Origin of the sequence: Mesobacillus jeotgali, assembly GCF_002874535.1 — a bacterium.
Taxonomy (GTDB): domain Bacteria; phylum Bacillota; class Bacilli; order Bacillales; family Cytobacillaceae; genus Mesobacillus; species Mesobacillus jeotgali.
Genome location: NZ_CP025025.1, coordinates 616,663 through 628,716 on the forward strand (window position 1 = coordinate 616,663; position 12,054 = coordinate 628,716).

Annotated in this window: 12 protein-coding genes; 8 read left to right on the forward strand and 4 right to left on the reverse strand. The window is 43.6% G+C overall.

All coding sequences use genetic code 11. The features are described 5' to 3' along the window. Nucleotides 1–262: 262 nt before the first annotated feature. A complete protein-coding gene (locus CD004_RS03000) occupies nt 263–2,074 on the reverse strand; it encodes a solute:sodium symporter family transporter (RefSeq protein ID WP_102261418.1) in 1,812 nt (603 codons plus the stop codon). 176 nt (nt 2,075–2,250) lie between these two features. Here CD004_RS03000 and CD004_RS03005 point away from each other — a divergent pair, with 176 nt between their 5' ends. Beyond that, entirely contained in the window at nt 2,251–2,625 is a 375-nt protein-coding gene (locus CD004_RS03005; protein ID WP_102261419.1) for a DnaJ family domain-containing protein, read from the forward strand. Between the two features lie 43 nt (nt 2,626–2,668). Here the strand turns inward: CD004_RS03005 and CD004_RS03010 are convergent, their stop codons facing one another. Together CD004_RS03010 and CD004_RS03015 are read right to left on the reverse strand one after the other, a co-directional pair. Beyond that, nucleotides 2,669–2,890 carry a hypothetical protein gene (locus tag CD004_RS03010; protein WP_102261420.1) on the reverse strand — a complete coding sequence of 74 codons (222 nt, stop codon included), beginning with the start codon at nt 2,888–2,890 and terminating at the stop codon, nt 2,669–2,671. A 54-nt stretch (nt 2,891–2,944) separates the two neighbouring features. Continuing rightward, nucleotides 2,945–4,426 carry a methyl-accepting chemotaxis protein gene (locus CD004_RS03015; RefSeq protein ID WP_102261421.1) on the reverse strand — a complete coding sequence of 494 codons (1,482 nt, stop codon included), beginning with the start codon at nt 4,424–4,426 and terminating at the stop codon, nt 2,945–2,947. Between the two features lie 197 nt (nt 4,427–4,623). Between CD004_RS03015 and motA the strand changes: the two genes are divergently transcribed. The 7 genes from motA (at nt 4,624) to CD004_RS03050 (ending at nt 11,293) form a co-directional block, all read left to right on the forward strand. Further along, entirely contained in the window at nt 4,624–5,418 is a 795-nt protein-coding gene (gene motA, locus CD004_RS03020) for a flagellar motor stator protein MotA (protein ID WP_102261422.1), read from the forward strand. Further along, a complete protein-coding gene (gene motB, locus CD004_RS03025; RefSeq protein WP_102261423.1) occupies nt 5,411–6,178 on the forward strand; it encodes a flagellar motor protein MotB in 768 nt (255 codons plus the stop codon). Before motA ends, motB begins: the two co-directional genes overlap by 8 nt. A 114-nt stretch (nt 6,179–6,292) precedes the next feature. Further along, complete coding sequence (locus CD004_RS03030) at nt 6,293–7,513, forward strand: MDR family MFS transporter (protein ID WP_102261424.1); 1,221 nt, start codon at nt 6,293–6,295, stop codon at nt 7,511–7,513. A gap of 454 nt (nt 7,514–7,967) precedes the next feature. Then, nucleotides 7,968–9,314, forward strand: a complete 1,347-nt coding sequence (nosD, locus tag CD004_RS03035; RefSeq protein WP_102261425.1) for a nitrous oxide reductase family maturation protein NosD — start codon at nt 7,968–7,970, stop codon at nt 9,312–9,314. Then, entirely contained in the window at nt 9,311–9,775 is a 465-nt protein-coding gene (locus CD004_RS03040; protein ID WP_102261426.1) for a nitrous oxide reductase accessory protein NosL, read from the forward strand. The genes nosD and CD004_RS03040 overlap by 4 nt, the downstream gene beginning before the upstream one ends. After that, nucleotides 9,772–10,590, forward strand: a complete 819-nt coding sequence (locus CD004_RS03045; RefSeq protein ID WP_102261427.1) for an ABC transporter permease — start codon at nt 9,772–9,774, stop codon at nt 10,588–10,590. The genes CD004_RS03040 and CD004_RS03045 overlap by 4 nt, the downstream gene beginning before the upstream one ends. After that, nucleotides 10,583–11,293: an ABC transporter ATP-binding protein gene (locus CD004_RS03050; RefSeq protein ID WP_102261428.1), complete on the forward strand. Its 711-nt coding sequence runs from the start codon at nt 10,583–10,585 to the stop codon at nt 11,291–11,293. The genes CD004_RS03045 and CD004_RS03050 overlap by 8 nt, the downstream gene beginning before the upstream one ends. Before the next feature lie 67 nt (nt 11,294–11,360). On the opposite strand, the gene CD004_RS03055 is transcribed toward CD004_RS03050, so the two are convergent. Continuing rightward, complete coding sequence (locus CD004_RS03055) at nt 11,361–11,987, reverse strand: nitrous oxide reductase accessory protein NosL (RefSeq protein ID WP_102261429.1); 627 nt, start codon at nt 11,985–11,987, stop codon at nt 11,361–11,363. Nucleotides 11,988–12,054 lie beyond the last annotated feature (67 nt).

Genomic DNA, 12,054 nt, shown 5'->3' on the forward strand with positions numbered 1-12,054 from the left:
TTTATGTTTACAATCAACAGTCAGGAGGTTAATAGACATTTCAAGTAAAGAACAGAAGCGAAATGTCTAATAAAAGAGGTTTAATGTACATTTCAAGTAAAGAACAGAAGCGAAATGTCTAATAACAGCGGTTTAATAGACATTTCAAGTAAAGAACAAGCACGAAATATCTAATAAGAGTTCCTTACCGGTTAAGATAGTTAAACAAAAAGACCTATTAGATGATTAGAACTCTAATAGGTCTTTGTTTACGTAAAGCCAATTATTGATATTCGCTCAATGTAGGCTGCAACTCTGCCGTTGAACCTCTTTTTATCTTAGTTAGGGTATTCTCACTTTTCAGATACCGGGCATAGGTTTTGTTCCACTTTTTAAGCGCAACAAATGCCAACGCGATTGTTACTGCGAGTATTCCAAGTGTCACTGGCCAAAATGCTGGAGATACATAACCGCCAGCGTATGCCAAGTCGATTGGGGAGAACACAACATAAAGGATCGCAACAAGCGCTAGCAGGACCACAGATACAGGCAATGTGTATTTCCATGGCACCATGTCGACAGCTGCTTCGGAGCGGAAGGTATATGGCGTAATTCTTGGCTTCCAGAATCCGATTGCGACCATGATGGCGACTTCAACTACGAATAGGATTGCGTAAATGTGGATGAAATGAATCGGCACTACAAAATCGAAAAGATGCTGTGTACCCCAGACGAGCATATAGTAGGTTATGACATGGAAGATGATCACGACTTTCGCTGCAAGGGCCGGGACTCGTTTTGTAAAAATCCCTACCAGTAAAATCACAATAATGGGGATGTTGAAGAAGCCTGTGAATCTTCTGATTAAATCCCATAATCCTTCCGGTGCGTTCATTAATAGTGGTGCGATACACAATGAGACGATCGCAAGAAGTGTACCCGCTATTTTGCTTACGGAAATTAATTTCCTGTCATCTGCTTCATGGTTGAAGCGGGCTTTATAAATGTCGAGCGCGAACATCGTCGCGGCGCTGTTCAATAATGAATTGAATGAACTTAAGACCGCACCTAGCAGGACGGCAAGGAAGAAGCCTGACATCCATTTCGGCAATACATCAGATATCAATGCAGGGTAGGCAAGATCGACTGACTTCAAGCCATCTCCATACATATGAAAGGCGATGACACCCGGAATCATCATTGTCAGCGGCACGAGCAGCTTGTAAAAACCAGAGATCAATACGCCCTTCTGGCCCTCGGCAAGACTTTTTGCTCCAAGGGTTCGCTGGATGACATATTGGTTAGAAGCCCAGTAAAAGAGATTAGCGAAAATCATTCCGGTGAAAATCGTTCCAAATGGTACAGAATCCTTCTCAGTTCCAATAGAATTCATTTTTTCAGTATTGGTAGTGGCTATTTGCTTCATACCATCCCCGATGCTGCCGTCGCCGAGTGCAATCAAGCCAAGGATTGGGACGAGCAGGCCGATGATGATCAGGCCGACTCCATTCAAAGTATCAGAAATCGCAACTGCTTTAAGGCCGCCGAAAATCGCGTAAATGGCACCTATGATTCCGATGATCCAAATGACAATCCAGACGGAAGCTTCATAGGAAATTCCGAACAGCTCAGGAACGTTGAACAGCTGCAATACGGCAAGGGCACCTGAATACAGCATAGATGGTGCGGTAACAAGTATGTATCCTAGCATAAATAGCAAGACGGTATATTGTCTGACACCTTCATCAAAACGCTTACTTAGAAACTCTGGTAGCGTGGTAAAGTTTCCACCTAGATATTTCGGAAGCAGGTAGGTGGCCATGATGATAATCGCGAAAGCTGCTGTCACCTCCCATGCCATGTTGGATAGATTTGTTCTGTATGCTTGTCCATTCAGGCCGACCAACTGTTCAGCAGAAAGGTTCGTGAGCAGGAGGGAACCTGCAATAAAAGTGCCCGTCAGGCCTCGGCCTGCTAGGAAATAGCCTGCAGTATCACTGACTTCGCCTTTCGTCTTTATGTAAGAATACCAGGCGACCAGCCCCATGAAAAAAGCGGCAGAAATCAGAGTGAATCCAATACCCCCAATAATCATTCGTTGACACCCCTTGTTGTGAAATTATTTTAGATACTAAATAGCCTGCTTGCTAACTCTTTAAACCTTTAGCGTGATAAAATTTTCTTTTACCAAATATTAAAATTAGAAAATACTGGATTTAAGTAATATAATGATAGTAGAAATACTGAAATTAATGGACTGGAGTGGTTCAGATGGATTTTTCAATGGTGGTATCGGAGGATCGGATCAAGTGTGCTTACAATGACGGAGAGTTTGAAAATTTGCCTGGCTACGGGAAACCGTTGAACCTGGAAGATATGTCAGCCGTTCCAGAGGATCTGAGAATGGCCTACAAGATGCTGAAAAATGCCGGTTTCTCTCCGGAAGAACAGCGGTTAAGGCAGGAAGTGATGTCTATCGAAGACCTGATCCGCAACTGTGAAAATCCAGATGAAAAGAACAGGCTTAACCAGGAGCTAAGCCAGAAGCTGCTTCGGTACAATAAAATCATGTCGAGCCGGGGAGCTAAAACAAATTCCTCTCTATTTAAAAATTACGAACGGAAAATTGAAAAGAAGCTATTATAAAGTAAAGGGCCAGGCGGAGATATCCAGCCTGGCCCTTCTGTTATTAGGTAAGTATAAAAATCTTCGCGTCGAGAAATGTCCAGCTCCAGCGCCTAGCCCCTCGAGTCGCTTGTCTAGTGTCGCCTCCTAGAAACTCCGAAACTTCAACTCCGCCGGCAGAAGCAAAAAGCGCTTCTTTGCCGGAGTCTCCAGTTTCTGCGTTTCTGGGCAGTCGGCTATACTTTTCGATTTCGGTCCTGCCAATGAAGTCAAAGAACGACTTCACTGTCAGGACCTCCAGCGCTTGTCGGGGCTGATCAAGGCGCTTGCGCTTTTCTTATTACGCTCCGAGTGTTTTGATCTTCTCTGCAGCAGCTGCTGTTTGGCTTACGTATGCTGCGATTGTCTCGTTATCGTCGTTCAATGTTTCAATCGTTGCATTCATTTCCTCCAGGCCTGCGGTTGCCTGCTCGATAATGGCAGCCAACTCACGTGTTGATGCTTCGACATCACCTGTCTGGCTTTTGACATCACTGACAGTCAATTCAAACTGTCCGAATTGGTTTGTCAGTTCACGAAGTGTTGAGCTGACTTCCGAGAAGAAACCGGAAACTTCTTCAACTGCTGAACGGCTCTCTGTAAGCTTTTCGCTGCTGTCGTTCATTTTTTCCAGAGCTGCAGAGTTTGTTTCGTTCACGGCAGTAAGATTCTCGGTAATCTGGATGGCTGTTTCTTTTGTCATTTCTGCCAGCTTGCGGATTTCGTTGGCAACGACTGAGAAGCCTTTGCCAGCCTCGCCGGCGCGCGCGGCTTCAATCGAGGCATTGAGGGCAAGCAGGTTCGTTTGCTCTGTGATGTTGCGGATGTTGACAATGAAGCCGTTCGTTTCCTCAATTTTCTTTGTAAGCATAGAGAAAGTCTGGCTCAGCTCGGAGATCGAAGAAGCAAGCTCTTTCATGTCGCCCTGAAGCTCGGTGATTTTAACTGAGCCGCTTTCGGATGCTCTTGCAGCCTGTAAAGTATTGTCAGAGAGCAGGACAGACATATCGGACATTTCATCCATTCTTTGCTTTGTCATTTCTGCATTTTCAGAAATATGGTTGATTTGCTCCGTCTGTACCTGGCTTCCGGCAGAAATTTCATTTACGGCGATCTTCATTTCTGTTTGTGAAGACAGATGTGTCTGGATTTGTTCGTTAATCTTGCCAAGGCTTTCAGTAACGACAAGAAGCTCACCATGAAGCAAAGCGCTGTGCTGCTCTTTACGGACCTTTTCGTTTTCAGAATCAGCAAGGAAGGTCTCCAGCGATTTAAAGGCAGCCTTGTTCAAACGGATCAAGACGAACAGAACGGCGCCGATTAAAATATAGCAAAGTAAAATCGCAGTGAATGTGCTGCTTAAAAAGTCCTGGTTTTCTGTCGCCAGCAAGGTATTCATGACAACGGCAACAAGGCCAAGGCTGAATCCGGTAACAAAGATTTTTATATCGAAATGGATGGCCGAAAAGACCGCCAGGAACAAAAGGACGAGCAAAAATGCTCCGTTGCCCCCAAACATTCCGATATAAAAGAAGTGATGAATGAAAATAGCAGCAAAAGCGGCATAAGGGAACAATGACTCCTTCTTAAGCCATAGCTGGAATATCAGGAAAAACAGTACAAAAAATGATAATTCACTTACATAAACCATCGTTTTAACAATTGGTTCTTTTTCGATGAGAGTATATGCAGCTGTCGCAATCAAGGATACCGAATAAGTGCTGAGCATCAAAATGTTCTTCTTTTTCGTATCCTGCCTGCGGAGATTTTGAATAGCCTCCACGTTAAAGCCTCCTTAGTATTCTATGTATTCATATTTATTATATCGGCATAAAAAATCTGAATCTTTATTATTTGTGAAAAATTATTTTTAGTCACCATTACTTAAGATTTTTAAAAATATGTCGAAATAAAAAGAGATATTATGACAGTTAAAATCAAGAGACACAAATAGAAGTAAAGCAGACAGGGGAGTCGTACATGGATAAGTCGTCGATAATTGGTGTCATATTAGCGATCATTGCGGTAGGAGTTGGGATGGTGTTCAAAGGCGTAAGTGTGACTGCCCTTGCCAATCCAGCAGCGATCTTAATCATAATCGTGGGTACTGTTGCAGCGGTGACAATAGCCTTTCCTGCAAAAGAATTAAAGAAAGTGCCCAAGCTTTTCAAGATATTATTCAAGGAACAGGAAAGTGCCGATTTACCGTCCTTGATCCGTTTATTTTCTGAATGGGCCCAGCTAGCCCGTAAGGAAGGTTTGCTTGCACTTGAAGCGAAGACAAGTGAAATCGATGATGAATTTTTAAAGAATGGTTTATCGCTTGCGGTAGATGGCCAGAGCGCCGACTACATAAGGGACGTCTTAACAGAAGAAGTTGAAGCGATGGAAGAACGTCACCTTTCCGGAGCGGCCATTTTTACCCAGGCTGGCACTTATGCTCCGACATTGGGAGTTCTTGGTGCAGTAGTTGGATTGATTGCTGCCCTAAGTCATATGGATAATACTGATGAGCTAGGCAGAGCAATCAGTGCGGCATTCGTTGCGACGTTATTGGGTATTTTTACTGGTTATGTATTGTGGCATCCATTCGCTAATAAATTAAAGCGTAAATCAAAGCAAGAAGCACAAGTAAAATACATGATGATAGAAGGAATTCTTTCAATCCTAGAAGGGGAAGCACCGCGAGTGATTGAGCAGAAACTTGCTTCCTATCTGCCGGCCGGCGAACGGAAAATGATCCTTGAGGAAAGCGGCGTGGCGAAGGATGAGTAGGAAAAGGAAGAAAAAGCATCACGAAGAGCATATGGATGAGTCCTGGCTGATACCGTATGCGGATCTTCTTACCCTCCTGCTGGCTTTGTTCATTGTGCTTTTTGCAATGAGCTCGGTTGATGCTAGCAAGTTCCAGCAACTCTCAAAGGCATTCAATGATGTATTTGCCGGAGGGACAGGGGTGTTCGAGTTCCAGAGCCCGATGCCTGAAGGACAAATGGAATCGCCGGACGAGCGCAAGGAAGATGTTGAAAAGAATGACGAGGATGATATGGCCAAGGACCAGATGGAACTTTTGGCGATTCAGCAGAAGGTCAATTCTTATATAGAAGAAAAAAAGCTGACAGATAAATTGGAAACCAAGCTTATGGATGAGGGTCTGCTGCTGACAATCCGCGATAATGTCCTGTTTGAATCAGGAAGGGCGGAGGTGCGCTCAACCGATGTGAATATCGCTAATGAGATTGCGGACTTGCTGGTCATGGAGCCGCCGCGGAACATCATTATCAGCGGTCACACGGATAATGTGCCGATCAGGACCGCTAGATATGAATCGAACTGGGAACTCAGCGTAATGCGAGCCGTAGAATTCATGAAAATCATTCTAAAAAATGAACAGCTTGACCCGCGCTGGTTCAGCGCCAAGGGCTTTGGTGAATTCCAGCCAGTGGCTACAAATGATACGGTCGAAGGCAAAGCAAGGAACCGCAGGGTAGAAATATTAATTCTTCCACGCACAAGCAACAACCCGGGACAATAAGACGAAGAACCGCTGCCAAGCTGTATGGCGGCGGTTTTTTATTTTATAAAGGGTATTTTCATAAATTTGGATATTTGCTATGATTTACGAATCAAATTTACGAGGTAAAGAGAAATGAATAAACTTAAAAGCTATTATCGGCAATTCCATCCGATTGTTTGGGTACTGCTGAGCGGAACAGTTCTCGCAAGGGGTTCAGCGTTCGCGACGCTGCCTTTTCTTGCAATCTATCTTTCAAGGAATCTCGATTTGCATCCAGTATTAATCGGGATTACGATTGGTATTAGCCCATTATCAGGAGTGGTCGGCGGTTTCCTGGGCGGCCATTTGTCTGACCGATTTGGCCGCAAGCCAGTGATGATTGGTTCATTGTTTTCGATGTCGCTCGTCTATTTCGGTTTTATGATCGCGGAAACTCCGGGATGGTTCATTGTATTAAATGCGTTAAATGGTTTGAGCGGGTCGTTTTTCGAGCCGACAGGCCAGGCACTGATTGCCGACCTGACGGAAAAAAGCAAACGCATGAGGGCATTCTCTCTAAGATATACGGCGATCAATATAGGAGCTTCGGTCGGACCGCTGCTCGGTGCCTATCTTGCAGTGGTTTCAGCTAAATCCGCTTTCATGGTAACAGGAATCATGTATTTCATTTATGTACTGATTCTGGCGCTGATGATGAAAAAGTACAATCTGGGGAATCCTGCGAGTGAAAATGCCTCTAAAGTAACGATTGCCAGCTCCTTGAAGATCATTGGCAAAGATAAAGCGTTAAGGTATTTGATTTTAGGAACAATCATCATTAACTTTGGTTATTCCCAAATGGAATCGAATGTCCCGCAATATCTGGAATCATCGATTGCGAACGGCGTATTCGTTTATTCAGTAATGTTGTCCATTAATGCGGTCATGGTCGTCCTGCTGCAAATGCCGATCAGCCACTTCGCCGAAAAATTTAAGACAATGCAGGTCATGATGGCAGGAGCCGTTTTTCTATCGGTAGGCATGCTGGCATTTGGATTTGTAACAGGATGGTACACTGGCATACTGGCAATTGTCTTCATCACAATAGGCGAAATTCTTATCTTCCCTTCAAGCAGCTATCTCGTCGATCAGCTCGCGACAGATGAACTGCGGGGAACATATTTCGGAGCAGCACAGTTCCGGAGAATTGGCCATTTTCTCGGGCCGATTGCCGGAGGTTATTTATTGAATGAAGCAGGAGGGACTGTATTATTCTCGTTCATAGCCTTGGTGGTGCTCGGAAGTATCCTGTTCTTCATTCAGGGAAACAAGATTTTTATAAAAACATCGCCCACAGTGGTGAAAAACTTATAAAAAGAGCAAGATTCCAGGGGGAATCTTGCTCTTTTTATGTATGTGAGGCTGCATAGCAGATTAGCATTCACGAAAAATAAAAAGGAAACCGGCAATGTTTACTCGGCTTCCTGCTCTGGCGTATCTGGCTGGCACATTTTATCGACAGCAAAGCCAATTACAAGCATCATTGCAATCGGAATGGAGAAGTTTAAAATATGAACAAATGTCATGTCCATGTCCTCCTTTAATCCTTAGTAAGGTTTACATATTATTAATATTATATTGTATTTGTCACAAAATAGACACATCTTCTTTTGATTATTCTGAAAACTTTACGGATGTAACTGGTTTACCCCTATTATCACTATAAATCTCTTCATTAACTTCAACGATTCCCAACAATTATTTCAAGGTTTCATCACATTTTTTTGCTAGTTTTAAAAAGAGAATAATACAGGGAGGAGGCAGCTGTATGTGGAGGCTGATAAGGCCGTTTGCATTTAATTTCTTTTTGCTTCTAATGCTCATCCCCATTCATACCGATGCCGATGAGTTCAAAGTGGAGGGCGGCCAATCGATCCAAAGAGCTGTCGACAATGCCGGAAATGGGGATACCATTCTACTTTCTCCTGGATTTTACAAAGAAAGTGTCGTGATCAATAAGGAAGTCTCTATAAAAGGAGAAGAGGGAGCAATTATTGATGGCGGTGGAGGAGGGAGTGTCATCACGGTGACTGCTTCTAATGTAGTTATTGATGGTCTGACAATCCAGAATAGCGGTTCCGGCCAGGAGGACAGCGGAATTTACATTGAAAAATCCGACAAGAATGTCATACAAAACAATACGATGAAAAATGTCCAGTATGGAATTTATATATCCAACAGCTTTGAAAACCAACTGCTTGAAAATAGCATTACAAGCAACAATTCACATTTTTCCAATCGTGGGAACGGCATTCATATGTTCAAGGGAGGCGGTCATTATCTGAAAGGAAATGAAATCGCCAATGTACAGGATGGGATTTACTTTGATTTTACAAAAGACATCAAGGTGTCGGAGAATCATGTAAGTGAATCTCGCTATGGAATGCATTTTATGTTCAGTGAGAGGATCTTAGCTGAGAGAAATCATGTTGAAAAAAATGTGACAGGATTCATGGTGATGGATTCAGCTCATATTGACTTCAGAGAAAACAGGGTAACGGACCACTTTCATTTCCGCGGCTACGGAATATTGATTTATGAAACGAAGAATGTACAGGTTGAGGGCAATGAAATACTCAGGAACAGCACAGGTCTTTCCCTTGAATATGGGGTAGATACATTAATCAATAGGAATCAGATTGCCGCCAATCAGGTAGGTCTTGAATTCATGGGCAAGAATGAAAATAATACGTTTTCTGAAAACAATTTCATCGGAAATGTTGTCCAGTCGAAAATTTCCGGGGAAGATATGAGGCTGGATGATGGTATGAAGGGAAACTACTGGGATGATTACAGCAGTTTTGACCTTTCAGGTGATGGAGTGGGAGAAGAGGCTTACAAGGCAGGTTCTCTGTATGATCGCCTATTGAGGAAACAGCCGTACTGGCAATTCTTTTTTGAAAGTCCTTCGATCAAGCTGTGGACCAAGGCGGAGGCTTTATTTCCTTCTTTTGGTGCAGCAGATGTATATGATGCCCGCCCGCTGGTAGAACCGGTAACCATGCTTCGGGAAGCAGAACAGCGGAGCAAGGACCGAATGGTGCCAGGAGTAATAGGCATTTTGTTTATTTTGTTCTCGATATTCGTCATTGTGAAAGGAAGGAAACTGCGATGATTAAAAAGCTTGGAATATTGTTGATAATGTCTGTTGGGGTAGTGTCGGGCTGCAGCAACAGTGCAATGGAACCGGAGGAAATCAATCCGGAAATTGATGTGTGCGAGGTGTGCAATATGGGTGTTGCCCACGAACATTATGCTACTGAGGTTGTCACAGCCGATGGCGAAATATATAAGTTTGATGATATCGGCTGCATGGATGAATTCCTGGAAATGGAGCCATTGCTTAAGGAAGAAAGTGCAGCGAAAAAATATGTGCGTGACTTGGATACGGGAGAATGGGTTGAATTGGAGAAAGCCTACCATGCTTTTCATCCGGATTTTTGGACCCCGATGGCAAATGGTGTGGTTAGTTTCAAGGACAAAGAGGGCGCTGAACATTATGTTGAGGAACAGGGAATGGGAGAGGTGCTGGATTATGATTCATTAAAGAAACATGAGTGGAGCTGGGGGCAATGAGGTACATCGCGAGGCAGCAGTTGACCTTGATGATGAGAAGCCATTGGCTTGCCGGCTTTGGCTTATTGTTTTCATCCCTGGCCGTGATGGTCGCATTTCTGGGCAACACAGGAGGAACAGGGTTTGACGGGTTTAACAGGATGACGGCCAGCTTGCTGAATATCAATTTACTGCTGATTCCTTTGCTGTCTTTGCTGATCGGCAGCTTGTTTTTGTCGGGTGAAAAGGAAGATCGCGGGCTAACGCTGCTGCTGACATATCCCATTTCACCATGGGCTGTTATTCTTGGGAAGTATGCAGGTCTGTTTATTGCAGTCTGGTCTGTATTGACATTTGGGTATGGTTCAGCATTGCTCGTCATCTTTTTCGTTGGCGGGGGAGTCTCTGTTTCTTTGCTGGTATTATTTTATGTGTATTCGATACTGCTGGCGGCCATTTTCCTGTCGCTGGCAATGATGATTGGCATAATGGCCAAAACTCGGTTCCAGGCGCTGGGGATAAGCTTGATTGTCTGGGCCTTCCTTGTGCTTTTCTATGAATTTATCATTATGGGGTTGAGCATGTTCATGATGAAGCAATGGCTTCTGCCAATGCTGACTGTGTCCATCTTTCTCAATCCGCTAGAGTTGATCCGTGTCCAGTCAATTTTGTCGCTGGATGGAGCCTCGGTATTCGGGCCTCGATTATATGATTTAACCATCTGGGCAGATGGGTTGATTGGCAAGACGCTATATATTCTTGCTGTTTTGCTTTGGACTATATTGCCTGTCCTATACTCTGTGTACAGGATTAAACGGGGGATTGAGGATGAATAGCAAAGAATGGATAAGGGTAGAAGGATTGGCAAAACACTATAGCCCGACAAAGAAGATTACTGGTATCAGCTTCTCAATCGACAAGCCTGAAATCTTTGCACTCTGTGGTGGAAACGGTGCAGGCAAGAGTACATTGATCAAAATGCTTACAGGGATTATGAAGCCGACTGCGGGCATGGTAGTTATGGAAGGTAAGAAAGTTGAACCGCAAAGTAGAGGGTTTAAAAAACTATTTTCATATATGCCGGATGAAATGCTCTTTCCACGCCAGTTGACGGGGTTGGAAGTTTTGATTTTTTTTGCGAGGTTAAGAGGAATAAGTGATGAAAAAGTGACTGAAGCTCTTCACCAGGTTGGTTTGTTCGATGTAAGGAATATGCAGATTAAACAATATTCTAAAGGAATGCAGCAGCGGCTTTCGCTTGCGCAGGCTCTGTTGCCGGATGTTCCTCTGCGAATACTCGATGAACCAACCAATGGTCTCGATCCACTCTGGGTGTACCGCTTCAAGGAAATAATCCAGGAAGAAAAACGCCAGGGCAGGACGATTTTCTTTACCACCCATATCCTTAGCCTGGTCGAGGAATTGGCAGACAGAGCTGCGTTCATGCAGGAGGGCAATCTGCAATATTGTGATTCAGTTGAATCACTTGTACAAAAAAACGGTGTCTATACTCCACTTGAAAAGGTCTTCTTCAATTAAGTATTAGTTAAAACACAGACGAAAAAATCCCGGTGTTGATTCAACACTGGGATTTTTTTAAACTTCATTAATGACCGCTTTCTTCTTCGCTTTCACCATCCATTTCGCTCTCCTGGTCCTTATCCATGCTGTCGCTATTCATCTTCATTTTTTTTATATAGCGTTCGTTTGCAATTAGGTCGATTTGTTCCCATGTTGCAATGGCAGGATTCTTGCCGCTGTTTTCTGAAATGAATTTCTCGGCGCTTTCGTTGTCTTTAAAGAATGCGTAGCCGTATTTCATAGGTGTTTTAAGGTCTGCTTTTACAGGAATCGCAGAATCAGCCTCGACCCATTCTGCTGTTATATAATCACGGACCCATTTCTCTTCAAATTCTACATCATCACGTCTGGTGATATTCAATAGACAGCCTGAGTCATCAAAGAATACATACTCTCCGTCTTTCGTTTTGGCCTGTGCGGTGAAAACTCCCATTGGATCAGCTTCCGGATATACCTTCATGTTGCAGAATGCGCAGACATCGTCATCGCCTGGTTCATGAGGCCCATCTGCATGGTCATCATCATCGTGTTTCACTTCAGTTGCTGCAGTTTCCTGACCATCTTTTTGTTCATTTTCAGCTGCTTCATCTCCGCAGGCAGAAACGATTATCATTAAAAATAATGCCACCATGATAGCAAATAATTTCTTCAAAAAAATCTCCTCCTTTGATCGAATTTAATCCTATCAGGGAGTTGTGATTAAAATACGAAAAATCAAA